24 protein-coding genes are annotated in these 25,814 nt (G+C 62.7%); 6 read left to right on the top strand and 18 right to left on the bottom strand.

All coding sequences use genetic code 11. The annotated features are described in order from the left end of the window. Position 1: 1 nt before the first annotated feature. The 4 genes from ACOQOU_RS17430 (at position 2) to ACOQOU_RS17415 (ending at position 3,916) form a co-directional block, all read left to right on the top strand. The gene (locus ACOQOU_RS17430) at positions 2-1,030 is read left to right on the top strand and encodes a class I SAM-dependent methyltransferase (RefSeq protein ID WP_306024853.1); all 1,029 of its coding nucleotides are present in this window, start codon (positions 2-4) and stop codon (positions 1,028-1,030) included. Beyond that, positions 1,017-1,253 carry a hypothetical protein gene (locus ACOQOU_RS17425; protein ID WP_306024852.1) on the top strand — a complete coding sequence of 79 codons (237 nt, stop codon included), beginning with the start codon at positions 1,017-1,019 and terminating at the stop codon, positions 1,251-1,253. The genes ACOQOU_RS17430 and ACOQOU_RS17425 overlap by 14 nt, the downstream gene beginning before the upstream one ends. Next, on the top strand, positions 1,253-2,548 hold the full coding sequence (murJ, locus tag ACOQOU_RS17420) for a murein biosynthesis integral membrane protein MurJ (protein WP_306024851.1): 1,296 nt from the start codon (positions 1,253-1,255) through the stop codon (positions 2,546-2,548). The genes ACOQOU_RS17425 and murJ overlap by 1 nt, the downstream gene beginning before the upstream one ends. 81 nt (positions 2,549-2,629) lie before the next feature. Further along, entirely contained in the window at positions 2,630-3,916 is a 1,287-nt protein-coding gene (locus tag ACOQOU_RS17415; RefSeq protein WP_306024850.1) for a lipopolysaccharide biosynthesis protein, read from the top strand. 71 nt (positions 3,917-3,987) lie between these two features. Here ACOQOU_RS17415 and asnB read toward each other — a convergent pair whose 3' ends face one another. From asnB to ACOQOU_RS17385, 6 genes are read right to left on the bottom strand one after another with little or no spacing between them, the layout of a single operon-like run. Next, complete coding sequence (asnB, locus tag ACOQOU_RS17410) at positions 3,988-5,838, bottom strand: asparagine synthase (glutamine-hydrolyzing) (protein ID WP_306024849.1); 1,851 nt, start codon at positions 5,836-5,838, stop codon at positions 3,988-3,990. Between the two features lie 23 nt (positions 5,839-5,861). Beyond that, positions 5,862-6,950, bottom strand: a complete 1,089-nt coding sequence (wecB, locus tag ACOQOU_RS17405) for a non-hydrolyzing UDP-N-acetylglucosamine 2-epimerase (RefSeq protein WP_306024848.1) — start codon at positions 6,948-6,950, stop codon at positions 5,862-5,864. Further along, positions 6,947-8,068 carry a DegT/DnrJ/EryC1/StrS family aminotransferase gene (locus tag ACOQOU_RS17400; RefSeq protein ID WP_306024847.1) on the bottom strand — a complete coding sequence of 374 codons (1,122 nt, stop codon included), beginning with the start codon at positions 8,066-8,068 and terminating at the stop codon, positions 6,947-6,949. Before ACOQOU_RS17400 ends, wecB begins: the two co-directional genes overlap by 4 nt. Then, positions 8,068-8,649, bottom strand: coding sequence for an acyltransferase (locus ACOQOU_RS17395; protein ID WP_306024846.1), 582 nt, complete (start codon positions 8,647-8,649; stop codon positions 8,068-8,070). The genes ACOQOU_RS17400 and ACOQOU_RS17395 overlap by 1 nt, the downstream gene beginning before the upstream one ends. Next, positions 8,646-9,596, bottom strand: coding sequence for a Gfo/Idh/MocA family protein (locus tag ACOQOU_RS17390; RefSeq protein WP_306024845.1), 951 nt, complete (start codon positions 9,594-9,596; stop codon positions 8,646-8,648). Before ACOQOU_RS17390 ends, ACOQOU_RS17395 begins: the two co-directional genes overlap by 4 nt. A gap of 12 nt (positions 9,597-9,608) precedes the next feature. After that, positions 9,609-10,904: a nucleotide sugar dehydrogenase gene (locus ACOQOU_RS17385; RefSeq protein ID WP_306024844.1), complete on the bottom strand. Its 1,296-nt coding sequence runs from the start codon at positions 10,902-10,904 to the stop codon at positions 9,609-9,611. Between the two features lie 497 nt (positions 10,905-11,401). Here ACOQOU_RS17385 and ACOQOU_RS17380 point away from each other — a divergent pair, with 497 nt between their 5' ends. Continuing rightward, the gene (locus ACOQOU_RS17380) at positions 11,402-12,646 is read left to right on the top strand and encodes an O-antigen ligase family protein (protein WP_306024843.1); all 1,245 of its coding nucleotides are present in this window, start codon (positions 11,402-11,404) and stop codon (positions 12,644-12,646) included. A gap of 76 nt (positions 12,647-12,722) precedes the next feature. On the opposite strand, the gene ACOQOU_RS17375 is transcribed toward ACOQOU_RS17380, so the two are convergent. From ACOQOU_RS17375 to hmgA, 8 genes are all read right to left on the bottom strand, one after another. Continuing rightward, a complete protein-coding gene (locus ACOQOU_RS17375; protein WP_420578752.1) occupies positions 12,723-14,714 on the bottom strand; it encodes a polysaccharide biosynthesis protein in 1,992 nt (663 codons plus the stop codon). A gap of 227 nt (positions 14,715-14,941) precedes the next feature. Then, a complete protein-coding gene (locus ACOQOU_RS17370; protein WP_306024841.1) occupies positions 14,942-15,142 on the bottom strand; it encodes a DUF2783 domain-containing protein in 201 nt (66 codons plus the stop codon). A 2-nt stretch (positions 15,143-15,144) separates the two neighbouring features. After that, positions 15,145-16,758 carry an FAD-dependent oxidoreductase gene (locus ACOQOU_RS17365; protein WP_306024840.1) on the bottom strand — a complete coding sequence of 538 codons (1,614 nt, stop codon included), beginning with the start codon at positions 16,756-16,758 and terminating at the stop codon, positions 15,145-15,147. Positions 16,759-16,779: 21 nt separating this feature from the next. Then, positions 16,780-17,730, bottom strand: a complete 951-nt coding sequence (locus tag ACOQOU_RS17360; protein ID WP_306024839.1) for an MBL fold metallo-hydrolase — start codon at positions 17,728-17,730, stop codon at positions 16,780-16,782. A gap of 3 nt (positions 17,731-17,733) precedes the next feature. Beyond that, positions 17,734-18,987, bottom strand: a complete 1,254-nt coding sequence (locus tag ACOQOU_RS17355; protein ID WP_420578751.1) for a cytochrome P450 — start codon at positions 18,985-18,987, stop codon at positions 17,734-17,736. Further along, a complete protein-coding gene (locus tag ACOQOU_RS17350; RefSeq protein ID WP_306024838.1) occupies positions 18,987-20,003 on the bottom strand; it encodes a fumarylacetoacetate hydrolase family protein in 1,017 nt (338 codons plus the stop codon). The genes ACOQOU_RS17355 and ACOQOU_RS17350 overlap by 1 nt, the downstream gene beginning before the upstream one ends. A gap of 25 nt (positions 20,004-20,028) precedes the next feature. Then, a complete protein-coding gene (locus ACOQOU_RS17345; protein ID WP_109769050.1) occupies positions 20,029-20,307 on the bottom strand; it encodes a DUF2442 domain-containing protein in 279 nt (92 codons plus the stop codon). Positions 20,308-20,319: 12 nt separating this feature from the next. Next, positions 20,320-21,681: a homogentisate 1,2-dioxygenase gene (gene hmgA, locus ACOQOU_RS17340; protein WP_306024837.1), complete on the bottom strand. Its 1,362-nt coding sequence runs from the start codon at positions 21,679-21,681 to the stop codon at positions 20,320-20,322. Between the two features lie 71 nt (positions 21,682-21,752). On the opposite strand from hmgA, the gene ACOQOU_RS17335 reads away from it, so the two are divergent. Then, positions 21,753-22,187: a MarR family winged helix-turn-helix transcriptional regulator gene (locus ACOQOU_RS17335; protein ID WP_306024836.1), complete on the top strand. Its 435-nt coding sequence runs from the start codon at positions 21,753-21,755 to the stop codon at positions 22,185-22,187. Between the two features lie 6 nt (positions 22,188-22,193). Here the strand turns inward: ACOQOU_RS17335 and ACOQOU_RS17330 are convergent, their stop codons facing one another. From ACOQOU_RS17330 to ACOQOU_RS17315, 4 genes are all read right to left on the bottom strand, one after another. Next, the gene (locus tag ACOQOU_RS17330) at positions 22,194-22,499 is read right to left on the bottom strand and encodes a cupin domain-containing protein (protein ID WP_306024835.1); all 306 of its coding nucleotides are present in this window, start codon (positions 22,497-22,499) and stop codon (positions 22,194-22,196) included. Positions 22,500-22,592: 93 nt separating this feature from the next. Then, complete coding sequence (locus tag ACOQOU_RS17325; RefSeq protein WP_306024834.1) at positions 22,593-23,567, bottom strand: biotin-dependent carboxyltransferase family protein; 975 nt, start codon at positions 23,565-23,567, stop codon at positions 22,593-22,595. Continuing rightward, positions 23,557-24,432: a 5-oxoprolinase subunit B family protein gene (locus ACOQOU_RS17320; RefSeq protein ID WP_109769045.1), complete on the bottom strand. Its 876-nt coding sequence runs from the start codon at positions 24,430-24,432 to the stop codon at positions 23,557-23,559. The genes ACOQOU_RS17325 and ACOQOU_RS17320 overlap by 11 nt, the downstream gene beginning before the upstream one ends. After that, positions 24,429-25,814, bottom strand: a complete 1,386-nt coding sequence (locus ACOQOU_RS17315; RefSeq protein ID WP_306024833.1) for an acetyl-CoA carboxylase biotin carboxylase subunit — start codon at positions 25,812-25,814, stop codon at positions 24,429-24,431. The genes ACOQOU_RS17320 and ACOQOU_RS17315 overlap by 4 nt, the downstream gene beginning before the upstream one ends.

Below are 25,814 nucleotides of genomic sequence, written 5' to 3'. Positions count from 1 at the left end.
AATGCGCGTTTCAGAGGAGTTGGTGAAGCTGGACGGATGCCCGGTTTGCGCATCCCAGTCGGCTGTCCCCGTGGGCTCTGTCCCTGACTCACTTGCCGCAGAGTTGAACCGCAATCGTCCATCCAAGTCTGACGCGTTAATCGAGCTCGAAAACCATGTGGTTCGATGCCGCAACTGCGGCCTAAAATACCTCAACCCGCGACCGTCGGACGCCCTGCTGGAGAAGCTGTATGACGGATGGTATCGCCGCGGCTACAGTCACAACATCGCTTCGTCGGATGGCGATCGTATACGTGAGACCGAGTTCGAACGCCATCATCTGCGCTTCATCGAGCGCGCGTCTCCGCCGGGGCGGACCCTGCTCGATGTCGGAACCGGGACCGGCATTTTCCCCGCCGTGGCGCGCCGAAGCGGCTGGAAGGCCCAAGGGATAGACTTCTCATCGGCTGCTGTTTCACGTGCTGAAGCTGCTGGCCGCCCGGGGGTAAGCCGGGCAAAGTTGTCCGACATTGTCGAACGCGGCGAAAAGTTCGATGTCGTAACCATGTTCGACTATCTTGAACACACGACCACGCCCATGCGTGATATTGCTGATGCATCGCTTTGCCTGAAGCCGGACGGCTTGCTCGCAGTTCGCGTGCCCAACACAGCCGGCCTCCAGTCTCAGATCATGGGTCTGGGCTGGGTCGGCGTTTTCAGTCTCCATCTGTCATACTTCGATGAACAAAGCCTCCGCCGAGCAATGGCGTTTTGCGGGTTTGAACCGGTCTTCCGGTATCGGGGCAACTACCAGAGCCTCGCCAAGCTGCTGCGCGACAAGTATGCGTGGACCAAGGAGAAATTGCGGCAGCGTCGGTTGACAGCGGAAATGACGAATGGATCAATCGCGCGCGAGGAACCGCATGAGCCAAGCCCGCGTGTCGTCGCATTCGCGAAGGGAACGCTGCTCGAGTTCGTCGATCATGCGGGCGGGTGGATCGGCAAGGGCAACCAACTCTATATGATCTGGAGAAATCGTGACGTTCACTAGTCTTTGGTCCTCGGTGAAAAGCCGTGCCACTTCGACCGTCGGCTTGTCGGTCGTCGTCGTTTCGGGTCTCACCGTCCTCTCCACCGCCACCGGATTTGTGCGGGAAGTCGTCACAGGCCGAACCTTTGGCGCTACCGCAGAAACTGATGCCTTCTTCGCCGCCTTCGCAGTTGTCTCATTGGTTTTTTTTTCTTCTCCGGAGGCACAATCCAAGGCGCGCTGATGCCGTCGTACCAGGCGCGCATCGAGGCGGCCGACATCGGTGCAGGGGCCGGCATTTTGCGCTGGTCCACAAGTGCCATCGCACTTGCCGCGGTGGCCAGCGCAGGGCTCATTTTCGTGTTTGCCGACCCGATTGCGCGGGCACTCTACCCGGGTTTTGATTCGAGCACGGTCGGCATGACAGCGACCGCCATTCGCATACTGTCGCCCATCATCGTCTTCTCCGCAATCGGCAACATTTTTCAGTCCGTTCTGCACTCGCGGCGGAGATTTCTTTTGCCCGCGCTGATCCCGCCGCTGATCAATGTGACGATCATTGCCTCAATCGCCACTATGGCCACGGCATACGGGATTTACGCGATTTCTCTGGGGTATCTGGCGGGAAACCTGCTTTGGATCGTCATTCTTCTGCCCTTCACACTCCTCTTCTACTCGGGCTCGGCCGAAGTGAGAGGCGACGAAAAGCGCACGATGGTCCGGGCCTTTGGTTTCCTCGCCGCGCTCATTGTCGTCGATCAACTCAGCGGCATCGTGCAGCGAGCCATCCTTTCGCAGTTCGAAGCGGGGCTTATTTCGGCGTTCACCTATGGCACCCGAATCGCCGGCCTGCCCATCGGAATACTGATTGGCGCCATCGCGATCGTGCTTTTTCCAAAACTGATCTCCGAACTGTCCGAGGGTCAGAAAGAGGGTCGCGAGAGCCTTGTGCAGATCGGCATCATCGCCGTTGTCGGGTTGATCGCGCCGGCGGCGGTCTTCATAGTCGTCAATGCCGAGTTGATCATATTGACGATCTTTGGGTCGACTTCTTTCACGACGCAGGCGCTTCAGAACACCACGACCGTACTGCAGGTGTATGCGGCCGCATTGCCGGCACAGGCCCTCATCCTTTTCATGGCGAAACTCTTCGTGGCAGCACGCAAGACGCAATTGCTGCTGTTCATCTCAATCGCCGCCGGGGCGGTACAGCTGATCCTGACCTATTTTCTTGCGATGCAAATGGGATGGATCGGAGTACCGATTGCGACATTCCTTTATGCCCATGTGCACATGCTTTTGCTGATGGCTCTTGCCCGCAGGTTTACGCAGATCGACTATCGCGGGCTTCTGGCCAGCTTGGCAGTCACCACCGTCACTCTTACAATCTGCGGCGCGGTCTACCTGGTTCCCACCGCGGATTCTTTGACCGACGCAGCGGTCAAGACGATCGTCTTCGTCCTTGCCTACTTCGCTACCCTTTATCTGGCGCGAGAGCGGTCCATCCTCACCATGCTGACGGCGAAGAATGCCAATTGATACAAACATGCCAGGCTCTGGTGGGGCCTCCAACGCGCTCAGTGCTCCGCTGGCGACGGGAACATCACGCAAGCGAAGCAAATGCCGAACCCAATAATAAGAAGCATCGGTATCACGGGAGCATCGGCGGTTGTCGCGCAGGGCCTTGTCGTCCTGTCCATTCCGTTGACGGCGCGGCTGTTCAGCGAGGAGGCGTTCGGCGTCTTCAACCTGTTCACGAATATAGCCAACATCATGGTCGTCCTGTGCCACCTGGGCTTCATGGACGCGATCCTCTCGGCAAGATCACAGCGCCACGCTCGGCGCATCCTCTTCGCAATCAACTCGATCCATCTGTTGACCGTCGCCGTCGCCACCGTCGGAGTGTTTGCTCTCGTACGGTTCGATGTGTTTGGGCTGGGTCAACTGCCGATCTGGCTCGTCGCGCTGTTTCCTGCCCAGATCGTGCTCGTGTCGCTGTGCCTGCAGTTGCAACTGCTGAGGACGCGCTTCGAGCAATTCGGCACGCTGGCCGCATCCAACGTTTCGCTTGGCGCGTCACGTGCGTCCGGGCAGATACTCTTCGGCCTTCTCGGCGGCGGGGTGAGCGGGCTGGTCTTCGGCGAACTGCTCAGTCGACTGGTGGGTATGGTGACCCTTGCATATCCGGACCGCGCGCGGCTTTCTCGGGGAGTGGCCGCTGTCTTTTTCGCCTCACCGACCTCCAAGAGGCTGCGCGTCCTGTCACCCTACCGTGCGTTCGCCGCGGTGCGTTTGCCGACATTGCTGATGGTGAGCCTCAACATCGCGCTTCCCTCGCTCCTGATTGCAAACCTGTTTGAACTTCGCGAGGTCGGCTACTTTGCCCTGATGCATCTGGTCCTGCTCGCCCCGATCGGACTGACCCAGAAGGCATTCGGCGATGTCATCACCGGCACTTTCAGCGGCTACTATCGCAACGACCGACGAAGAGCGCTGAGGTTTGTCCTGATATCTGCGGGCCTGCTCACCGCGGCATCGATCGCCGGGGCGTTGGTGCTAATCGCGATCGCGCCAACCCTGTTCACGGTCCTCTTCGGGGAGAAGTGGGCGCCGTCCGGCGTCATGGCCCAATACTTCGCGTTCGCGATTGCATTCATGACAGCCTCGATACCGCTGTCGCCTATCCTCAACGTGATCGAGCGACCGGGGATTCCATTTGCTTTCAATCTGATCCAGCTGGCCGGCTTTGCAGCAGTCTACGTCGCGAGTTGGAGCATCCAGATCGAGCTTCTGGATGTTGTCCTCCTGCTTGCCGCAAACATCGGCGCTGCCCATGCGCTTTATCTGGCGCTTATTCTTGTACGCGTCGGTTTGTCCTGCCGGGGCGACGGGCCGACAACGAGTTGAAAGACAGGTTCAACCCGTCGCAAGAGATCAGGCCGGACGCTGGCTCCGGCAATGACGCGAGAGCCCCGGCATCAGGCCGCTGCGCGATCACTCAACCAGATGAGCGTTGTTGCCTCTGTGAAGCGGCGCACATTGCTTGCCAGCGCCTCGTTCGAAAACGCTTCGTCAATACCGGTCGCCGGATCGACGAATTCCCGCGTGATGTCCGTCGCATCGTGCAGCCGCGACCGGATGTGGTCACCAAGGCCGCTGTCCATCCATTTGCGAGCCTGAACGTCGAAGCCGCGCTTGTCGCGATTGAGCCGGATGGACTCGGGGATCTTGCCGGCGCCATAGTCGCGCAGGATCGCCTTGCCGAAACCATTGCCCAGCTTGTGTACGATCGGCAGCGCGATGCCGTATTCGAGAACACGGTGATCCATGAACGGCAATCGGCTCTCGATGGAGTTTCCCATCGAGTTGCGATCCTCGTAGCGCAGCAGGGTCGGCAGTGAAAACCGGGTGACATCAAGGATCTGCCGGTCCCGTACCGAACTGCCGGTTTCCAGCCCCGGTGTCGCCACACCCTTCGTTTCAGGCAGTCTGAGGATGGTCTCGATCTCGTCTGACGCCTTGAGATAGCGATGGCGCTCGCCCCAGAAGACGGTCAACCGCTTCATGATGGCCGGAACCGCCGGAGCGACCGCGCGCGCCGAATGCAGCAGCGATCCCGCCGACCGCCGGCGCAAGGCCTCAGAGACGTAGAACATGAAGTACTTGCGATAGCCCATGAAGCCTTCATCGCCGCCCTGCCCGCCCAGCATCACTGTCGTGCCATCGGCCCGGGCCGCCTCAAAGACTGCAAACTGGGCCATCATACTAGGATGCGGAAAGGGCGCTCCCTGGGCCGACATGGTCCGTTCAAACAGCGGGACAATACCGTCGGTTTCCTCCGGCCATACGTAGTGCGGCTCAAAGCCGACCATGCCGGCGAGTTCGCTCACCAGAGGACCTTCGCTGTCGGCGGCATCGGGATGGGCGAAGCTGTAGCCCGTCAGCCGGTCGACCCCACGTTTCATCAGACTGGAGATCAGCGCCGAATCGACACCTCCGCTCACCGAAAGACCCAGGCGCACATCCGAGCGCAGGCGGATCCGGGTGGCCTCCCAAAGCTTGGCGTCCAGCAATTCCAGAGCGTCGCCGCGGGAGATCGATGACAGCGCGTCGATGTGGCTGGCAACACCTTCGGCCAGATCATAGTAGCGATTCGGGCTCGCCTCGATGGCGGGCGCGTTCAGATCAACGATCAGGCAGCACCCCGGCTCAAGCGCGCGCAACCCGACAAACGGCGATGTAGCGCCATCGTCCTCATAGTATTTGAGGCGTATCCCCTTCGCCAGATATTCGAGATCGGGGCTCAGCTCGAAAGTGCGGGCGAGTTCCCCGGGCGTCGATGCAAAGGCCAGTCGCCGGTTGTCGCTGTACCAGTAGAGCGGCTTGACGCCAAACCGGTCTCTTACCAGCGTCAGCGTGTCCTTCTCGCGGTCAAGCACGGCGAAGGCGAACATGCCGCAAAGACGATCGAGGCACGCAAGTCCCCAAGCCTTGAATGCGGCAATAAGAACCTCGGTGTCGGACCGCGTTTCGAACCGGTGCCCCGCCCCTTCGAGTTCGCCGCGCAGTTCGACGTAGTTATAGATTTCGCCGTTGAAGACGATCGTGAAACGACCGTCGCAGGCCGTCATGGGTTGGTTCGCATCGCTCGACAAATCGATGATCGACAGACGCGTGTGACCCAGCGCCAACCGATACCGGCCGGTCTCGATGAGTTCGCTTACCGCTGCGTCCGGACCGCGCATTCGCTGGTCGAGGTTGATCCGATCGACGACCGCAACCGGGTCATCATCGACGTTTGAAGACAGCATTCCGCCGATGCCGCACATGTTCGTCCTCCGGACCCCGTTCGTCAGATGGCCTGTGTGAGGAGCCCAACGATCTTCCTCGCCGAGGCGCCGTCGCCATAGGGCTCGAACCCCTCGGCGGGATTCGCGGCCATTTGTAGTTCGACGGCTTCGAGTATGGCCGGTCGCGCAATGCTCGTCGGCAGCCGGTTCCAGCCGTTTTCAACCAGTTCCTGCCATTCGGTCTCGTCACGCACGGTCACACACTTGGTCCTGTGAAAGAAGGCCTCTTTCTGCAAACCGCCGGAATCGGTCACGACGAGGTCCGCATCCGCCACAAGATCGGCGAGCAATCCGAACCCGAGCGGATCGGTGAAGTGCAGACGCGCCGCGCCGCTCAGCGCGTCGATTGTGTCTTTGCGGGCACCCTTCAGCCGCGGATGCAGCGGAATGACGACCGTATACCGATCGGTGAGCTCAATCAGAGCGCCAAAAATTTCCTCCAAACGCGCGGGATCGTCAGTGTTTTCCTGGCGATGGATCGTGGCCAGCACCATCGGCGCGTCGTCCAGACCCAGCACAGCCCTTGGGTTGTTGCGTTGGGCGCGCGAGGCAGCGATCTCCAGGGCGACGTCGTACATGACGTCACCAACCAGATGCAGCTTGCGGTCGCCCAGCCCCTCATTCTCGAGCATGTCCATCGCGAACTGTGTGGGTGCAAACAGCCATTCGCTGACATGATCGGTCAGGATACGGTTGATTTCCTCCGGCATACGCCGGTTGAAAGAGCGAAGGCCCGCCTCGACATGCGCGACCGGCACATGAAGCTTGGCCGCCGCGAGCGCGCCTGCAAGGGTCGAATTGGTGTCGCCGTAAACGAGAACCACATCGGGCTGCTCGTCGATCAGCACCTCTTCGATGCGAATGAGTTGTTGCCCGGTCATCTGGCCATGCGGCCCGCCGCCGATATCGAGATTGTAGTTCGGACGGCGCAGCTTGAGTTCCTCGAAGAACACGTCGGACATGTTCGCGTCGTAGTGCTGGCCCGTGTGGACCAGGATTTCCTCGATCTCGTCAGTGGCGTCGATGACGCGGGAAACGGCCGACGCCTTGATGAATTGGGGCCTTGCCCCGACAATCGTGCAAATCTTCATGGGAGGCTCGATTTCAGCGCGTCGATGACCCTTTGCTGATCATCGTTCGACAAATAGGGATGCATCGGCAACGCCAGCACGGTTTCGGACAGTTCTTCAGACACCGGGAGCCCTTCGGGATCGCCCCGATGGCCGTTGAACGCCCCTTGCCGGTGCAGCGGCTTGGGGTAGTAGACTTCGGTGGGAATGCCGTCTTCCTTGAGGCGCTCGCGAACGGTATCGCGCTGGTCACGGCTCTGCAGTCGTAGCGTGTATTGCGCCCAAACCGACCCGCAGGCGTCGGGTACGCGCGGCACGGTCACCGTCTCGGCGAGCGCGTCGGTATAGATGTCGGCGATGCGCTGGCGCGCATCGATCTCCTTGGGGAAGTGCGCCAGTTTTTCGAGGAGAATGGCGGCCTGGAGCGTATCGAGCCGCGAGTTTCGGCCCAGCCTGACATTGTCATACTTCTCCCGGCCCTTGCCATGTACACGGTAGCTGCGAATCAGCTCGGCCCAACCGTCATTGTCGGTGAAGACAACGCCGCCATCACCATAGCAACCCAGGGGCTTGGCGGGGAAGAATGATGACGTCGTCAGATCGCCCAACGTGCCAGCCGAGCGTTCCTTGTAGGATGCACCAAAGCTCTGGGCCGCATCGGCGAGGACATGCAAACCGTGTGCAGAGGCAATCTCGGAAATCGCGTCATAGTCCGCCGGCAGCCCGAACAGATCGACCGGGATCACGGCGGCAGCGCGCAGCCCGTCGCGCTTGGCGGCGGCGATGGTCCGATCGAGGCTTTGGACATCGATGTTGAACGTGCTTGCCGAAACGTCGACGAAATAGGGGACGGCCCCGGTACCGGGCACGACCTCGGCTGTCGAGGCGAACGTGAAGGACGGCACGAAGACCGCGTCGCCCGGCGCCACGCCCAGGGCCGCCAGCGCCATTTCGAGCGCGTCGGTGCCATTGGCACAGGTGATGGCATGCCTGGCGCCACAGAAATGCGCAAGCGCCTGCTCAAGCTCGGCGACCTCAGGCCCCATGATGTAGCGGCCGTGGGCCAAAACGGTCTGGATGCGCCGATCGAGCGCATCCTTCATGTGCGCCTGCTGCGCCGCCAGATCGATGAACTGCATCACCGTTCCTCCGCACCGACCAGCCGCAATCGGCCGTCGCTGACTTCATACCGCTCACCTGTCCGGGGACAGACCAGATCGTCACCAAGCCGTTCGCCGCTGCGGCTGACCCAGCCGATCTGACGGGCTGGAATGCCCGCAACGAGCGCGTGTTCCGGAACGTCCTTGGTGACCACGGCCCCTGCCGCAACCATACAATAGGCGCCAAGCCTGTTACCGCAGATCACTGTCGAATTGGCGCCAATGGTGGCACCGCGGCCGACCGGCGTTTCGACGAACTCGTCCTTGCGCTCGACGTGGGCCCGCGGCGTCAGAACGTTCGTAAAGACGCAGGAGGGCCCGCAGAAGACGTCCTGTTCCAGTCTGATGCCACGGTAGAGTGCGACATTGTTCTGGATCTTGCATCCGTCGCCAATCACGACGTCCGGACCGGCCATCACGTTCTGGCCCAGGATACAGCGCTCACCGATCCGGGTGCGGGGCAGCACATGCACGAAGTGCCAGATCTTCGTCCCGGCCCCGATCTCAACGAAGTCGTCCACATAGGCGCTCTCATGGATGAACACATCGTCAGCGATCATGGCCCGGCGATGTCCCTCAGGCGCGGATGCTGCTCACCCTTCCCCGGCTCGATTGGCGCGGTTCGGATGTGATCGACGATCTCGATCGACGGGCGGACGTCTGCCAGCCCGTACCCGCCGCCATCGAGGACATGCTGATAGCTCGCCGTATGCAGGTCGGTGAACCCGCCGGAAAACTCGACCTCCTCGCCATCGACGGTGATCGACCGGTACGTGGTTTGGCCCTTGGGGGTCTGCGGCGGCAGATGGTGGCGGTTGGTCGACAGGAGCCATCGCACGCGCGCCCGATCGAACTCCAAATATCCGGCAGCGCAATCATCAGCCCGGTGATGAACGACGTTTATCTTTGACCGGCCGAAGACGAAGCCGAGCATGTCGTAGAAATGGATGCCGATATTGGTGGCGATGCCGCCCGATTTGTCCTGCACGCCCTTCCAGGAGGCGTGATACCAGGCGCCTCGCGAAGTGAAATAGCCCAGATCGACATCGTGGACCCGATCCGGATCGCCGGCAGCCACCTTGTCGCGCAGCGCAATGATCGCAGGGTGGAGCCGCAATTGCAGGATCGAGAACACCCGGCGCCCGGTTTCACGCTCGACCTTGGCCAATTCGTCAAGGTCGGCCGGATAAAGGACGAGCGGCTTTTCGCAGATCGCATCGGTGCCGGCGTGCAACGCCAGATTGACATGCGCCTTGTGCAGATAGTTGGGCGAGCAGATCGCCGTATATGCGATGCCGGCATCGGTGGCCTGTGCCCTTTGCAGGCTGAAAAAAAACCGCTCGACCTCTGTGAAGAACTCAGCATCAGGAAAATGCGAATCCATGATGCCGACGCTGTCATTGACATCGAAGGCCAACGCCAGATCCCCGCCGGTGTCGCGAATTGCCTTCATGTGGCGCGGCGCGATGTAGCCGGCGGCGCCGATCAGGGCATACCTGGCTGACATGTCTTTCACTCCCTAAGCCCTGACAATGTCCGCTTCGTCGCGGAACCTGCCTCGCGTATCGACAAGTAGAGCGGCGTGCCGGCGCACCATCTCATAGTCAAAGGCATCGTGATCTGTCAGCAGCATGACAACGTCATGATCCGTGATGGTCTCCGGCGTCAGGTCGACCGATGCGAGATCGAAGGCGTGTTCCCGCATGGGCGGAAAGACCGGCACGTGCGGATCGCTGTAACTGATCTCGGCGCCCCAATCCCGCAGCAGCTCCATCACAAAGACGGACGGGCTCTCGCGCATGTCATCGACGTTGCGCTTGTAGGCGATGCCCAGAACAAGCACCTTGGCGCCCTGGAGCGGCTTGCCGCGCTCGTTGAGCGCCCGAACGACCTTGTCGACAACATATTTGGGCATGCCGGCATTGATCTCGCCAGCCAACTCGATGAAGCGGGTATGCAGGCCGAACTCACGCGCCTTCCATGTCAGGTAGAACGGGTCGATCGGTATGCAGTGGCCGCCGATCCCCGGGCCGGGATAATAGGCTGTGAAACCGAACGGCTTGGTCTTGGCCGCGTCGATGACCTCGAAGATGTCAAGGCCCATCGCATCGGCCACCACCTTCATCTCGTTGACGAGACCGATGTTTACGGCGCGGTGAATGTTCTCGAGAAGCTTGACCATCTCGGAGGCCGCCGTCGAGCTCACCGGTACGACGGTGTCGATGAACGCCCCGTACAGGGCTTTGCCCGCCTCCAGGCAAGCGGGGGTCAGGCCGCCCACGACTTTCGGGATCGTCGCGGTGGTGAAATGCGCATTGCCCGGGTCTTCCCGCTCCGGGGAATAGACCAGAAAGACGTCCTCGCCCGGGGTCAGCCCGGCCTGCTCGACGTATGGCCGCAGCACCTCGTCCGTCGTGCCGGGCCAGGTCGTGCTTTCGAGAGAGATGAGCTGGCCCTTGCGCAGGTGCGGCGCGATCGAAGCCATGGTGGCTTCGACGAAGCTGAGGTCGGGCTCTCGATACTCATTCAAGGGTGTTGGCACGCAAATGATCAACGCATCGCACTCGGCTGCTCGGCCGAAGTCGCTGGTGGCAACAAAGCCAGCCTCGCGGATCTGGGCGATCTCGCTGTCGGCAATGTGCTTGATCGGGCTCTTGGCGCGGTTCAGTTCATCGACACGCTTCTGGGCGATGTCAAAGCCGATCACCGGCAGTCCGCATCTGCCTATTGATAGAGCAAGGGGGATGCCGACATAGCCGAGGCCGAGGATACCGACCGTCGCTGTCCGGTCATGAACGCTGCGTTCAAAGTCCATCTTCCTATTTCGATCCTCTCCCTTGGCGACTAGATTGACGGGCCAACTCCGCTGCCCGAAATCCGCCTGCCGCGGTCCGCGAGTCTGATCCACAACAAAGGGCCAACGGAACGAGCGTTGCTACAGAGTTCGAGAAACGTCCCACCGGCCGGCTGCTTTACATCGCCTCACATCTCGGGCACCAATCGTCCACAATCGAAAGAAGTGCGGTGGCGAGTAAGCAGCCAAGCCCCTATTCGTTGACCCTCCAAATTGCAACCCGTTCGTACGGCCCAGTCTTGTTGGTCTGGCAACGGTTCCGCCTGCTGATCGCTGGCACACGTTCGGCTCGCCTGGAAACGGAGGCCGGCCATGCGTACCACTATCGCCGGCCCACACGATCATCTTGCGCCGTGAGCTGCCCGGCTCGTTGCGTTTCGACCACAATCAGCTATCAGACGACGGACGCGGTCCAGAAGAGTCTCGCGTTCGTTTCAAGTTTGGTTTCGCGGCGCGGCATGCTCTCCAACGATCGCCTTAATCGCTCTTACATGGTGCTTCTGTACGGAGCGCTCGGATTCGGCGGGTCTTTATACTCCGTGCTGGTCACCAGTGCGGTTATCTTTTCGGCGCTCAAGCTGGTGGCCGGGAGGTTAAGGGACGAACCTGCGCCAGAGATCGTGACCATGGCCGTAGCTGGACTGGCCTACTATGCCAGCGGCCTGCTGATAATCGTCACCAACCCCGGAGATGCCGGCAACTACCCACTCGCGGTGGAGCGTCTGTTGTTTATCGGTTTCCTGCCGCTCTATCTGCAGATCGCACTGCTCAACAAGGAGCAACTGAGAGAAAGCCTTGAGATCGGTGCAGCGATCGGTGCTGCCGGCGTCGCCACATGGGCGCTCATCCAATGGTCTCTACGACCGTACGAGACATACTATTTTAGGGCGAGCGGCGCTCCCGGAAATCCAGGTCCATTTGCAACGACATGCGCGCTCCTCTTGACCGTGTGCCTTATGGCGGCTGTCCGTTCGGCAAAGACACGACGCAGAGCGATTTTTCTTGTCGCCAGCGTGCTGGCCGCACTGGCTCTCATGTTGACGGGCATGAGAACGCTGTATCCTGCGTTGTTGCTACTGCCCCTACTGATCATCTTTCTGTCGGGAGATGCCAAGACGCTGCTTCGCCGCCGCGGCGCCGTCTGGACGATTGGCACAATGATCCTGGTCCTGATGCCCGTCGGCGGGCTTGTGCTCTACTGGCGGCTGTCGCAGCTCTTTCAGATGATAGACCTGTCCGGCTTCGCACCATCCGCCACCAACTCGCTGGGCCAGAGAATTGCGCTCCTGACCTGCGCCTACGAGGGGTTTCTGGAATCGCCGTTGTTTGGCATGGGCCGGGCCGATGCGTACGAGTTTATGGCAGCCTGCAGCCGGAACCTTGTTGGTGAAACTCTTCAGTTTTCGCACTTCCACAACGCACTTGCGACCGCTGCGGCCTTCGGCGGACTCGTTGAGATATCGGCCATGCTGGCGATGCTGCTTGTGCCGCTTTACTGGTGCTGGCACCACCGTCAGGACCCGGCGAGGCGTTACGGGGTCGTTCTCATCCTGTCCATCCTCACCGTTTATGGGCTGAACGGGACTTCCAACCTGATGCTGGGTCACGACATTCACGATGCCTTGTTCGTCCACCTGATGGCCGTCGGGTTCGTCTTGCTCGCAGGAGAGACGGCTACGGCGCGACGCCGTCAAGCCGCATAGCAGCGGCCGGGGCAGACGTGGAACCGGGTCGTCCCGCTCTCACAGCGATGCGGTCGTAACCGTGGGAAAACACGCCTCAAGCCGTCGTGCCATGGATGGAACCGGCGGCAAGCGGTTCATCCTTGGCGGTGTAACCATCGACGAAGCGGCAGACGATCTGGCGAACGGCATCGCGATCGCGGGTTGCAAGAGCCGCATCGACTTGCCTGGTCATTGCAGCGATCTCGATCTCCGAGAGGCCGGCCTCTTGCGCTCTCAGGATCTTCTCATGCGGCGTGTGAATCAGACTGTCGTCGTCGATCAGCAACTCCTCGAAGAGCTTTTCGCCCGGCCGCAAACCGGTGAAGACGATTTCGATGTCACCGTCGGGGTTGGCCTCGTCGCGCACCGTGCGGTTGGCCAGGCCGATCATCCGGCGGGCGAGATCGACGATCTTCACCGGCGATCCCATATCGAGCACGAACAGGTCGCCGCCTTCCGAATAGGCGCCGGCGAGCAGGACAAGACGGGCCGCTTCGGGGATTGTCATGAAGTAGCGTGTGACGTCCGCATGGGTGACGGTGACCGGTCCGCCGCGGCGGATCTGCTGTTGAAAGAGCGGCACAACCGATCCCGATGAGCCCAGAACATTGCCGAAGCGGACCATCGAGAATCGCGTGACGGCACCGCGGCCCTGAATGTCCTGGACGATCAGTTCCGCCAGCCTCTTGGTCGCGCCCATGATGTTGGTGGGACGCACGGCCTTGTCGGTCGATACCAGGATGAAGCGCTCGATCCGTGCGTCACGCGCGGCCTCGGCAACGGTTCGCGTTCCAAGGACATTGTTCCGAACGCCCTCCAGTTCGTTGCTCTCGACCAGCGGGACATGCTTGTAGGCAGCCGCGTGCAGGATGATGTCGACCTTTTCGGTCTCGATCACCGCATCGACCGACGGGCGGTCGATCACCGAGCCCAGCGTCGCCACCAAAGCGATGCCCGCCTGCTCGGCGGACGGGCGCAGTGTCCGCTCGATTTCGTAAAGGGCGAACTCGCTGCGCTCGAACAGAACGATACGGCTGGGGCGACAATCGATGAGCTGCCGGCAGAGTTCCGATCCGATCGAACCGCCCGCGCCGGTCACCATCACGGAACGCCCGGCATAGGCCTTGGCCACTTCAGGAATGTCCAGATCGACTTTTTCGCGCTCGAGCAGTTCGTCGGGCGAGACCGGGCGCAGATCGTCGACCCAGCTCTTGCCCGAGACCAGATCGACATAGGAGGGTATGGACTGCACCTCGCAGGGCAGCGTCTCAAGGGTCTTGGTCAGCCTTTCCCGCTGGCCGATGGTCATGGAAGGAATGGCGATCAGGACCTGCTCGATCTGTCCGGCGCGCGCCAATTTATCGAGTTCGTCCGGGCGCCCGACGCGGACGCCACCGATAATGATGCCATGCAATGCCGGATTGTCATCAACGAAAATGGCCGGCCTCAACTCGCGAGACTGGCGCAGCGCATTGGCCAGTTGGGTTCCCGCCGCACCCGCACCATAGATGGCCACGGGCACGCGACTGCCGACAGCACGGTTGATCTGCGTGATACCAGAGAGCACGATCATGCGGATCGCCACGGCATTGAGAAAATATACCGCGCCAAAGATCAGCGGCACCGAACGCGGTGCCCAGAGGTCGAAAAAGTAACTGACCGAAATGGCAAGGAAAGTCAGCGTGGCCGCATAGGCGCCGATCCGCGCAACCGCATGCATGTCGAACGCATGCAGTTTCAGGCGATGGAGCCGCATCGCCCACAGGACGGCGATACCGACGACAAACGTGATCGCAAAATAGGTCGGCGACAATTGCGCATACTGATGCGGCATCAACGTGCCGATGCGCAGCGCGAAGGCCATGTAGAGGCTGACCGGGATCAGCAGGGCGTCGGCGCCAAGGACCAGCGCCTTCTTCAGCCAGCGCGGCCAGCCGGCGGGATCCGTCCATTTACTGCGGTTCATTCCGGCCAAGTTCCGACCCTCCGAAGCCCCGGGGTCACCAATCACGCGCTCGCCGCTGCCATCGAGAAGATGAAACAGCACGTGCGCCGACTGTTCACTTGCCGCCTCGTCGGCCCGTCATCCGCACACGGTGCCCGGGCGTTCCAGCCGGCGCCGTCTGGCCTATGACAGATTGAGCCATTTGTCCAGTTGGGAGCGCTGACACGCTTAATGCAGGCCGGTTCGAGCCACATCGAACCGCGTCTTGAGCAGTATGCCACCTTCGCTTCCGACAATTGCAGCGCCGTTGCGCGGCAATCGTCCGGCGGTCAAACGGTCCCGGGCGTGCGGGCGGCGGCCATGGCCTGGCCCAGCACCTCGCGGTCGGCGATCTGGTTCATCAGGATCAGGATCAGCCTCGCATTGGCCGCGTCGCTTTCTTCTTTCGAAAGGCCCTCATGCATCGCCAGCAGTTCGGCATAGAGATCGTCGGGCGCATCGATTGCCGGTTCGGTGTTGAGTTCGCCCATGCTCATGCCCTCCCCGTGGCGCGGTCGATCGCCGCCTCGACCGCCGCCGCGTCGTAGGACGGCCAACGCGCGGCGACATGCTGGTCCGGCCGGATGAGATAGACGGCGCCGGGCGCCGAACCGAGATAGCGGTCGGACAAGGCTCCGGACCGATCCGCGGCCGCCGACAGCGCCAGGCGCGTTGCCGCGATACCACCCGTTTCGACCGTCTCGGGCGCGTCCGCGTCGATCGTCAGCAGCGTGAAGCGGCCGCCGAGCCGATCCAGAAGAAACCCGTTGCCAAGCGGCGCGTCGGGGCATGGCGCACCGGGCCGTGAACGGTCCGGCCCGCCTTCCAATGCGTCCGGGGTATTGAGCGGCGAGCCGTCATAGACGCAGGGCACCGACAGCCGGCCGGAGTTCACCAGAGGTCGGGCGAAGGCATAGTGCTCGGACAGGTCCAACACCGCGTTGCGGAAGATGCGGCTCATGTCCGATTTCGGGGTGATGAAATCGGTCGAGCGGGTGGAATTGAGAATGTTCTCGTCAGCGCCCTGAATGCGCTCCTCATCATAGCTGTCGAGCAGGCTTTCAGGCGCCTTGCCGTCCATGACAAGGCCCAGCTTCCAGCACAGATTGTCGGTGTCCTGAAGGCCGGAATTGGCGCCGCGCGCGCCGAACGGAGACACTTGGTGCGCCGCATCGCCCGCAAACAGCACCCGGCCATGGCGGAACTTTTCCATGCGCCGGCACTGGAAAGTGTAGATCGACACCCATTCCAGTTCGAACTGCGCATCCTCGCCGAGCATCGCCTTGAGGCGCGGGATGACGTTTTCGGGCTTTTTCTCCTCATCCTTGTCGATGTCCCAGCCAAGCTGCAGGTCGATTCGCCAGACATTGTCGGGCTGCTTGTGCAACAGCGCGGACTGGCCGCGGTTGAAGGGCGGATCGAACCAGAACCAGCGCTCTGTGGGAAAGCCCGCCTCCATCACGACGTCGGCGATCAGGAAATTGTCCTCGAAGACACGGCCGACAAAATCGAGCCCCATCATCGCGCGGATCGGAGACGCCGCGCCGTCGCAGGCGATCACCCAGTCGGCCTGCACGGTATAGGGGCCGTCGGGCGTCTCGACCGTCAGCGTCACGCCGTCATCGGACGCATCGATCGACGCCACCTTGTTGCCGCCGCGCAATTCGATCGGGGCGCCGTCGGCTTCCAGCGCCCGCGCGCGGTCGACAAGATGTTGCTCGAAATAATATTGCTGCAGATTGATGAAGGCCGGCCGGCGGTGGCCCTCCTCGGGCAGCAGGTCGAAGTCATAGACTTGGCGCTCGTCATAGAAGACGCGGCCACGGTTCCAGACCACCCCCTTGTCGACCATCGGTTGGCCGCAGCCGAGCCGGTCGAGGATTTCGAGCGGCCGCTTGGCATAGCAGACCGCGCGGCTGCCCCAGCTTACCTTGTCATTGTCGTCGAGCACGACGACTTCGTGGCCGGCCTGTGCCAGATCGATCGCCGCCGCCAGGCCGACCGGGCCGGCGCCGATGACGATCACGCTGTGGCACACGGGCGTTTCCGCATCCTGATCGGCGACACGCGCATAGGGATAGAGCGGGATTTCGAAGACCTTGTTCATCGTTGCTGTTCCCTGCCCGGATCAGCCCTGCAGGGCGTTCCACATGTCCTTGTCGCGCGCAGCCGTCCAGATGCGCGGCGTGTCGATGCCCTGCGCTTCGTCAAAAGCACGGGCGACGTTGAACGGCAGGCAGTGCTCATAGATCGCGTAATCGGCGAACTTCGGATCGCAGGCGGCACGGCAGGCGTCCCATGCCTCCTTGAGCGAACCGCCGCGTGCGGCGACCCTGGCGACGGGATCGTAAGTCGAGCGGACAAAGTCGGCCGTATTGGTCAGCGCCGCATTGACCATGTCGGTGCCGACCAGCGCGTCGCCCCGGCCTGGCGCAATGGCGGCGAGATCGAAGGCGCGAATCTTCTCAAGGGTTTGCGGCCAGTCTTTGAAGTGACCATCGCCGCAATAGCAGGCCGAGTGGTATTCGACGATGTCGCCGGTGAACATCACATTTTCATCGGGCACATGGACGACGATATCGCCGGCGGTGTGGGCGCGACCGAGCTTCATCAGATCGACCCGGCGATTGCCCAGATAGACGGTCATGCGGTCGGAAAAGGTGGTGGTCGGCCAGGTCAGGCCCGGGATCTCGCCATGGCCGTCGAACAGGCGCGGAAAGCGCTCGAATTCGCTGGCCCAGTCCTCGGCGCCGCGCTCGGCAACCATGGCGCGGGCGGTGTCCGACATGATCACCTGCGGCGCTTCGTAGGCCGAGGCGCCGAGCACGCGCACGGCGTGATAATGGGTCAACACCAGATGGCTGATCGGCTTGTCGGTGACGGCGCGGACGCGCTCGATCACCTTGCGGGCCAGCTGCGGCGTCGCCTGCGCCTCGATCACCATGACGCTCTCGTCGCCGATGATGATGCCCGAATTCGGATCGCCCTCGGCGGTGAAGGCCCACAGGTCGCGGCCGATCTCGGAGAAGGAGATTTCTTTTTCGGTCATGTCGCCGGCGGAGGCGAATTGCTTGGTCATGGTCTACCTTTCAAGGCGTGCGGGAATGGAGGTGAAGCCGCGAAAGCGGATGCGCTGCGAGCGGACCGGCGATCCGTCGAGCCGATAGCGCGGGAAGCGCGACAGGAAACGTTCGATGGCGATGCGGCCTTCAAGGCGCGCCACGGCCATGCCGATGCACTGATGCGGCCCGGAGGCGAACGCAAAGTGCCGGTTGGGCTTGCGGCCGATATCGAAGCGCTCCGGATCGTCAAACACGGCGGGATCGCGGTTGGCGGCGCCGATGCACAGCGTCAGGCTGCTGCCTTCGGGCAGTTGAACCCCGCCGATCTCGACGGGCACAGCGGTGCGCCGGTTGCCGAGCTGGTTGGAGCTTTCAAAACGCAGCGCTTCCTCGACCGCCGACGGCACAAGGCCCGGGTCCGCCAGAAGCCGCGCCCGCTCGTCGGGAAACCGGTCGAGCAGTTCCAGCGCGTTGCCGATCAGGTTGGTTGTGGTTTCATGGCCGGCATTGAGGATGAAGACGCAGTTCTGCAGCAGTTCCTCTTCGCTGAGGCGCCCGCCATCGGGTTCTCCGGCCAGAAGCCGGGTCAGCATGTCGCGATCGGGGTCGCCGGGATTGGCGCGGCGCCGCGCGACCAGCGTTTCCAGATAGGCGAGGAAATCGCGCACGGCGTCTTCGCCGGCTTGAAACTGCTCTTGCGTGAGCGCCGGCTCCAGCGCGCCCAGGATCGCCAACGACCAGTCGCGCAAGGGGCCGCGCTCGTCATGGGGGACGTCGAGCAGATTGCCGATGACTTCAACCGGGATCGCGGCGGCGAAATCCTCGATCAGGTCGACGGTGCCGCCCGTCTTCTCCATCTCATCGAGCAACCGGTCGACCAGCGCGATGACATCCGGTTCCAGCGCCTGAACGGCGCGCGGGGTGAGCGCACCGGCCAGGATGCGGCGGACGCGCGTATGCAGCGGCGGATCGTTGAAGACGAGACTCGTCGTGTGGTGGCGGAACAGATAGCCGTCGCCGAACTTGGGCGCAAACTCGGCCTTCTTGTCGGATGAAAAGAGCGTCGTGTCCTTGTAGACACGCGCCAGATCGGCGTGGCGGGTCAGGAACCAGGCATTGTCGCCGATCCGCTTGACCGGCGCGTTCTCACGCAGAGCCCGATAGACCGGGAACGGATCGTCGATGAAGCCGGGCGGCGGCGGTGTCAGCGAGAAACCGGCGGCTATCGCCGTGCCGTCGCTCATTTCCGCCAAGGCCGCGCCGGGGCCGGTCATCAGCCAAGCTCCACGGTCTGGTCGATGGCGCCGAAGATGGAGTGGCCGGACGCATCCTTCATGTCGATGCGCACCGTGTCGCCATTGCCCATGAACGGTGTCCTGGGCGCGCCGTCATTGATCGTCTCGATCATCCGGATTTCGGCGATGCAGGAATAGCCCTTGCCGCCATCCGAGACGGGCCGGCCGGGCGAGCCGTCCGGGTCCTTGTTGGAGACCGTGCCCGAGCCGATGATCGTGCCGGCGGCGAGCGCCCGTGTCTTGGCGGCGTGGGCGATCAGCGTGCCGAAGTCGAAAACCATGTCTTCCCCCGCTTCCGCCCGGCCGAAAGGCTGGCCGTTCAGGTCGACCTCGAGCGGCAAATGCAGCTTTCCGTCCTTGAAGGCGTCGCCCAACTGATCGGGCGTGACGGCGCAGGGCGAAAAGGCGCTGGCGGGCTTGGACTGGAAGAAGCCGAAGCCCTTGGCCAGTTCGCCGGGGATCAGGCCGCGCAGCGACACGTCGTTGACCAGCATGACAAGGCGAATGGCGTCGAGCCCCTCGTCCCGGCTCGCACCCATCGGCACGTCGCCGGTGATCACCGCCACCTCGCCTTCCATGTCGATGCCCCACTCGGTGGCGTCGCTCGGAAAACGGATCGGCGCGCGCGGGCCGATAAAGGCGTCAGAGCCGCCCTGATACATGAGCGGATCGTGCCAGAAGCTGTCCGGCATCTCGGCGCCCCGCGCCTTGCGGACCAGTTCGACGTGATTGACGTAGGCCGAGCCGTCCGCCCATTGGTAAGCGCGCGGCAACGGACTTTCGCATTCATGCTCGTGGAAGCGCTGCACCGGCTGCCAGCCGCCGGCAATGCCTTCGGCGACCCGCTCAAGCCGCGGCGCAACCGTTGCCCAATCGTCGAGCGCGGCCTGCAGTGTGCGGGCGATGTGGCCGACATCGGAGCATTGCGTCAGATCGTCCGAGACGACGACGAGGCGCCCGTCCCGCGTGCCGTCCTTGATGGTGGCAAGTTTCATGGTGTCCCAACTTTTTTGTTTAATCTCATGCGCCGCCGAGCGCCGGCTCCAACTGGCCTGATTTCAGCATCTCGTCATGCAGCGCGATGGCGTCGATGTCGAAGCCGTTCGGCCATGCGATCGTACCCGTCTGGACAAAGGCGCGGGCGAAGAACTCCGGATCGGCGAGCGGCTTCAGCATCGGCCTGTCCTGCCCGACCATTCCGGAAAGATCGCAGATGCCTTCCCGGCCGTTCGAAAAGCGCACCTGAAGCCGATAACCGCCGACCGGATCGACAGAAAGAGTCTTGATGATATCGATCATGACGGCAGCAGCCTACTTCTTGCCCGGCGTGCCGTCGAATTTCTTTTCAAGGTCGGTCCAGCAGTCGATATAGTCGTCCTGCAGGGGCGCTTCCTTGGCGGCGAAGGCCGTCAGATGCTGCGGGAAGCGCGTCTCGAACATGAAGCTCATCGTGTTGTCGAGCTTTTCGGGCTTCAGGTCGGCATTGGACGCGCCTTCAAAGGCGTTCTTGTCCGGCCCGTGCGGCAGCATCATGTTGTGAAGCGACACGCCGCCCGGCACGAAGCCCTCGGGCTTGGCGTCATACTGGCCGTAAATGTTGCCCATCAGCTCGCTCATGATGTTCTTGTGATACCAGGGCGGGCGGAACGTATCTTCCATCACCATCCAGCGTTCGCGGAAGAGGACGAAATCGATGTTGGCGGTGCCCGGCTGGCCGGACGGCGCGGTCAGCACCGTGAAGATCGACGGATCGGGGTGGTCGAACAGGATCGCGCCGACCGGACAATAGTTGCGCAGGTCGTATTTGCAGGGCGCGTAATTGCCGTGCCAGGCCACGACATCGAGCGGCGACTGGCCGATCTGGGTGCGGTGGAACTGGCCGCACCATTTCACGGTCAGCGTCGACGGCACTTCCCGATCCTCGAACGCGGCAATCGGCGTCTTGAAGTCGCGCCGGTTGGCCATGCAATTGGCGCCGATCGGCCCCCTGCCCGGCAGCTCGAACTTCTGGCCGTAATTCTCGCAGACAAAGCCGCGCGCCGGTCCTTCCAGCACCTCGACGCGGTAGACCAGGCCGCGCGGGATGATGGCGATCTCCTTGGGCTCGATGTCTATGATGCCAAGCTCGGTGCAAAAGCGCAGCCGGCCTTCCTGCGGCACGACCAGAAGCTCGGAATCGGCCGAGAAGAAATAGTCGTCCACCATCGATTGGGTGGCGAGATAGATGTGCGTTGCCATGCCGACCTGGGTGTTGACGTCGCCGGCCGTCGTCATGGTCCGCATGCCGCTGACGAATGTCAGCGCTTCGCCGCTGTGCGGCACCGGATTCCAGCGATACTGGCCAAGGCTGATCACATCGGGATCGATGTTCGGCGCCGATTTCCAATAGGGCAGATCGATCTTTTCGTAGCGGTGCGAGTGTTTGACCGACGGGCGGATGCGGTAGCACCAGGTCCGCTCGTTCTGGTGGCTTGGCGCGGTGAACGCCGTGCCGGTCAGCTGCTCGCCGTAAAGGCCGTAATTGCATTTCTGTGGCGAGTTCATGCCTTGCGGCAGCGCGCCGGGCAGCGCCTCGGTCTCGAAATCGTTGCCGAAACCGGGCATGTAGCCCTCATGGGTGCCCACGGGCGTTGCGCCCTGCTGCATGGTGCGGGTCGATGTCTGGCGGTTCATGACTGCCTCCCTGTCGTCTGCGGCCAGCCCTAATAGTTGAATTTGTAACTAACAAGCGCCAATCTGGGGGTATGACCGACCAGCCCGATTTCGACATCCGCTCCTTCCTGCCATACCTCTTGAACCAGGCGGCGGAGGAATCCAGCCTTGCCTTCCAGCACCATTACAAGCAGCGCTACGGCATGCTGCGCACCGAATGGCGGGTGCTGTTCCATCTGGGCCGGTATGGCGCGATGACCGCCAACGCGATCGGCACGCGCGCCAAGATGCACAAGACCAAGATCAGCCGCGCCGTCGCGGCGCTTGAGCAGAAGCGCTATCTGACACGCCAGAAGGTGGAAAGCGACCGGCGCCACGAAAAGCTGACGCTGACCGCGGCGGGACGCAAGGTTTATGCCGATTTGTGCAAGGTCGCGCGCGACTATGACGCGCAATTGCTGGCGCCGTTCAGCGCCGAGGAACAGGCGCTGCTGAAGCGCGCGCTGGAACGTCTGGCCAAACTCTGACGGGCGCTAACGCACGAACTCCACCTCGATGAAGGCGATCTCGGCATCGTTGGCGTTGATGACGTCATGCTCGACGCCGGCCTCGCGGAAGTAAGGCACACCCTCGGTCAGGTCGGCCAGACGCCGCGTGCCGCCGGGCTCGTGCAGTTCGAGCTGGCCGGTGAACATCGGCACCACGACATAGTCATAAGCATGCGTGTGCCAGCCGGTGTTGGCGCCCTTTTCGCGGAACCGCCACTCGGTCACGCGGGTCCGGTCATTGTCGATCAGCACCGTGCCGATGGCGGTGCCTTGGGCGGCATCTGAACACATGGATCGTCTCCCCAGACAAAAAGGGCCGCCGGCACGGGACCGGCGGCACAAGGTCATTTCAATGCTGGTCTTGTTGTTATGCCGCTTGTCCTCTCAGGCCAGCGTCTGACGGATGGCATCGAGCGTTTCGGCCCGTTCCCTGCGCGCCGCCAGCGCGGTGTCCATGTCGACCTTGATGAAGCGGGTCGGCGTGTGCGGCTGAAGCTGGCCGATCAGGTCCATGTCGGCGGAAATCACCGTGCCGATCATGAAATAGCCGCCGCCGGAGACCGCATCGCGGTGCAGCACGATCGGCTCGGTGCCGCTCGGCACCTGAACCGAACCGTAGGGATAGCAGGCATCGGTGATGTTGGACGGATCGGCACCGGCGCCAAACGGCTGCTCGCGCTCGACGAATTCGAGCACGCGCCCGCCCTGAAAGCGGTAACCCATCCGGTCGGCCTCATTGGCGACCTTCCAGGTGTCCTCGAAAAAGCCTTTCTGCGCCGCCTCGGTGATGCGGTGCCAGTAAAGCCCCGGCAGGACGCGCAGTTCGGCCGGCTTGCCCGGCATGCGGCGCATCTCGTCGGGCACCGACTTGCCGGCGCTGGCGCCCACAGGCTGCGCGCCAAGCGGCAGGGCGTCGCCGGGCTGGAGGCCCCTGCCCTCGACACCGCCGAGCGCACCGATCGCATAAGTCGAGCGGCTGCCGAGCGCCGGCGGCGTGTCGATGCCGCCGGAGATGGCGATGTAGGCGCGCGCGCCGTTCTTCAGGAAATCGAACGAGAGCGTCTGTCCGGCCTTGACCTCGAAGCCTGTCCATGTCGGCTGGATCTGGCCATCGAGCTTGGGCGGCAGTTCGGCGCCGGTGACAGCGACGATGGCGTCCTCGGTGAATTCGAGTTCGGGCCCGACAAAGACGGCCTCGAGAGCGGCGGCGCCTTCGTCATTGCCGACCAGCATGTTGGCCGCGCGCAGCGCGAGACGGTCCATCGCGCCGCCGAGCGGAATTCCGAGATGATAATAGCCGGGCCGCCCAAGATCCTGGATGGTGGTGGCGATGCCCGCGGAGATGACGTTAACCGGCATTGAGGGCCTCCATCAGCTTGGCGTTGGTGCCGTCGATATCGGCGTTGAAATCGTCGAGCGAGAAGGTGACCTCGGCCATGCGCGGCATGAAGGTGCCGGCTTCGACGGCCGCGACGTCGGCGTCGTATTCCTCGCGGCTGATCGGCTTCCATTTGACGATATCGCCGGGCTTGAAGAACACCATGAAGTCCTTCAGGTACGACACCTGCTGCTGGGGATCGAAGATCGGCATAGGCGTGATCCCGAACATCTGGTAGCCGCCCGCGCCGCGCACCGAATAGATGCAGGAGAACGAGCCGCCATAGCCGACCGTCAGTTTGGGCGTGTCGGTGCGGGGGCGCAGGTATTTCGGCACCTGGATCTGCCGCTGCCGGTCGACCATCTGGTAGAGGAACGGCAGGCCGGAGACGAAGCCGACCATCGAGACGAACCAGGGCGCGCCCGAATGCGCCTTGATGAAGTCCTCGACGCTGTCATAGCCATTGATGCGCGCGGCATATTCGATGTCGGACGCGTTGGGGTCCTGATGGCGCTCGCGAAAACGCATCAGCGTCTCGTGCGTCCAGGGGTCCTGATAATAGACCGGGATTTCGACGATCCGCGTGTCGAGCTTGGCCTCGGCGCTCTCGGCGGTTGCCTCGAGCCGCTTGAGTTCGGCCATCATGTCGTCGGGATGGATCTCGTCCGGATTGAACTTGATCTGGAAGGAGGCGTTGGCCGGACAGATTTCCGTCACGCCCTTGATCTTCGCCTCGCGGACCGCGTTTGTCATGGAGAGGCTGGTAAAGAACGCCTCCAGCGACATGGCCTCATCGACCTCGACGAAGATGTGCTCATCCCCGCCAAATGTGTAACGGCAACTCATGCTGCGGCGCCTCCCCTGTCCATGATCATGTGTTGGTTTTCCTCGAGCCAAGGCTCGAGCCAGCGCGTGTGCACCGCACTGGCGCGAACGTCGTCGCTGGCGAGCAGCGCCTGAAACAGGGGCGCGGTGGTCGGCAAACCGGTCACCGACAATTCGCCCAGCGCCCGGCCGAGCCGGGCCATGGCGTGCTCGCGATCCTCGCCCCACACGATCAGCTTGCCGAGCAGCGAATCGTAGAAGGGCGGGATCTGGTAGCCGCGATAGAGCATGTGGTCGAACCGCACGCCGGGCCCATCCGGCAGCGTCAGTTCGGCGATCTGGCCGGGGAACGGCATGAAATTGTTGGCCGGGTCCTCGGCGTTCAGCCGCACCTCGATGGCATGGCCGCTGGCGCGCAGACCGGCCTGGGCAAGCCGCAGCTTTTCGCCGCCCGCGATGCGGATCATCTCACCGACCAGATCGACGCCGCAGATCATCTCGGTGACCGGGTGCTCGACCTGGATGCGCGTGTTCATCTCGATGAAGTAATAGTCGCCCGTCGCATCGTCATAGAGATATTCGATCGTGCCGGCGCCCGAATAGCCGACCGATTTGGCAAGCGCGACGGCGGACGTGCACAGCCCTTCGCGCACCTCGGGCTTGAGGGCGACCGACGGCGCCTCCTCCCAGACCTTCTGGCGCCGGCGCTGCAGCGAGCATTCGCGCTCATAGCAATGGACGACATCGGTCCCGTCGCCGAGCACCTGCACCTCGATATGCCGGGCCCGCTCGATGACCTTTTCGACATAGATGCCGCCATCGCCGAACGCGGCGAGCGCCTCGGACGAGGCCTGCGGGGCGAGCGTTGCGAACTCGTCGGCGCTGTGGGCGATGCGGATGCCGCGCCCGCCGCCGCCGGCGGCCGCCTTGATCATGACCGGGAAGCCGAGATCGACGGCCAGCGCCTTGGCAGCGTCCATGTCTTCGATCACGCCATCGCTGCCCGGAACGGTCGGCACGCCGGCCTCCTGCGCCTGCCGGCGCGCGGCGGCCTTGTCGCCCATCAGCCGGATCGTGTCGCCGGAGGGTCCGACAAAGGCCATGCCGGCGGCGACGACCGCATCGGCGAAGTCGGCGTTTTCCGCGAGGAAACCATAGCCCGGGTGGATCGCGTCGGCGCCCGCCGATCTGGCGGCCTCGAGGATCGCATCGACATTGAGATAGGATTTGGCCGCCTGGGGCGGGCCGATATCGATCGCCCGGTCGGCAAGCTGCACGGCGCGGCTGTCGGCATCGGCGGCGCTGTGCACCTGCACCGTCTCGATGCCCAGTTCACGCGCCGCGCGGATGATCCGCACCGCGATCTCGCCCCTGTTGGCGATGAGAAGCCTTTTGATCGGCAT

The organism is Oceaniradius stylonematis (assembly GCF_965223445.1).
GTDB classification, from domain to species: Bacteria; Pseudomonadota; Alphaproteobacteria; order Rhizobiales; family Rhizobiaceae; genus Roseitalea; species Roseitalea stylonematis.
This window is presented reverse-complemented; position numbering and strand designations above follow the sequence as displayed.

Excerpts from the sequence above, each read along its gene's own strand:
- ACOQOU_RS17400 (WP_306024847.1), bottom strand. The coding sequence starts at position 8,068 with ATGCAGTTCATCGATCTGGCGGCGCAGCAGGCGCACATGAAGGATGCG.
- asnB (WP_306024849.1), bottom strand. The coding sequence starts at position 5,838 with ATGTGCGGCATCGGCGGAATGCTGTCTTCAAACGTCGATGATGACCCG.
- ACOQOU_RS17395 (WP_306024846.1), bottom strand. The coding sequence starts at position 8,649 with ATGATCGCTGACGATGTGTTCATCCATGAGAGCGCCTATGTGGACGAC.
- ACOQOU_RS17360 (WP_306024839.1), bottom strand. The coding sequence starts at position 17,730 with ATGACCAAGCAATTCGCCTCCGCCGGCGACATGACCGAAAAAGAAATC.
- ACOQOU_RS17350 (WP_306024838.1), bottom strand. The coding sequence starts at position 20,003 with ATGAAACTTGCCACCATCAAGGACGGCACGCGGGACGGGCGCCTCGTC.
- ACOQOU_RS17345 (WP_109769050.1), bottom strand. The coding sequence starts at position 20,307 with ATGATCGATATCATCAAGACTCTTTCTGTCGATCCGGTCGGCGGTTAT.
- ACOQOU_RS17325 (WP_306024834.1), bottom strand. The coding sequence starts at position 23,567 with ATGCCGGTTAACGTCATCTCCGCGGGCATCGCCACCACCATCCAGGAT.
- ACOQOU_RS17390 (WP_306024845.1), bottom strand. The coding sequence starts at position 9,596 with ATGTCAGCCAGGTATGCCCTGATCGGCGCCGCCGGCTACATCGCGCCG.
- ACOQOU_RS17415 (WP_306024850.1), top strand. The coding sequence starts at position 2,630 with ATGCCGAACCCAATAATAAGAAGCATCGGTATCACGGGAGCATCGGCG.
- ACOQOU_RS17365 (WP_306024840.1), bottom strand. The coding sequence starts at position 16,758 with ATGAACAAGGTCTTCGAAATCCCGCTCTATCCCTATGCGCGTGTCGCC.
- ACOQOU_RS17430 (WP_306024853.1), top strand. The coding sequence starts at position 2 with ATGCGCGTTTCAGAGGAGTTGGTGAAGCTGGACGGATGCCCGGTTTGC.
- ACOQOU_RS17355 (WP_420578751.1), bottom strand. The coding sequence starts at position 18,987 with ATGACCGGCCCCGGCGCGGCCTTGGCGGAAATGAGCGACGGCACGGCG.
- murJ (WP_306024851.1), top strand. The coding sequence starts at position 1,253 with ATGCCGTCGTACCAGGCGCGCATCGAGGCGGCCGACATCGGTGCAGGG.
- wecB (WP_306024848.1), bottom strand. The coding sequence starts at position 6,950 with ATGAAGATTTGCACGATTGTCGGGGCAAGGCCCCAATTCATCAAGGCG.
- ACOQOU_RS17330 (WP_306024835.1), bottom strand. The coding sequence starts at position 22,499 with ATGTGTTCAGATGCCGCCCAAGGCACCGCCATCGGCACGGTGCTGATC.
- ACOQOU_RS17315 (WP_306024833.1), bottom strand. The coding sequence starts at position 25,814 with ATGCCGATCAAAAGGCTTCTCATCGCCAACAGGGGCGAGATCGCGGTG.
- hmgA (WP_306024837.1), bottom strand. The coding sequence starts at position 21,681 with ATGAACCGCCAGACATCGACCCGCACCATGCAGCAGGGCGCAACGCCC.
- ACOQOU_RS17370 (WP_306024841.1), bottom strand. The coding sequence starts at position 15,142 with ATGGGCGAACTCAACACCGAACCGGCAATCGATGCGCCCGACGATCTC.
- ACOQOU_RS17385 (WP_306024844.1), bottom strand. The coding sequence starts at position 10,904 with ATGGACTTTGAACGCAGCGTTCATGACCGGACAGCGACGGTCGGTATC.
- ACOQOU_RS17320 (WP_109769045.1), bottom strand. The coding sequence starts at position 24,432 with ATGAGTTGCCGTTACACATTTGGCGGGGATGAGCACATCTTCGTCGAG.
- ACOQOU_RS17380 (WP_306024843.1), top strand. The coding sequence starts at position 11,402 with ATGCTCTCCAACGATCGCCTTAATCGCTCTTACATGGTGCTTCTGTAC.
- ACOQOU_RS17335 (WP_306024836.1), top strand. The coding sequence starts at position 21,753 with ATGACCGACCAGCCCGATTTCGACATCCGCTCCTTCCTGCCATACCTC.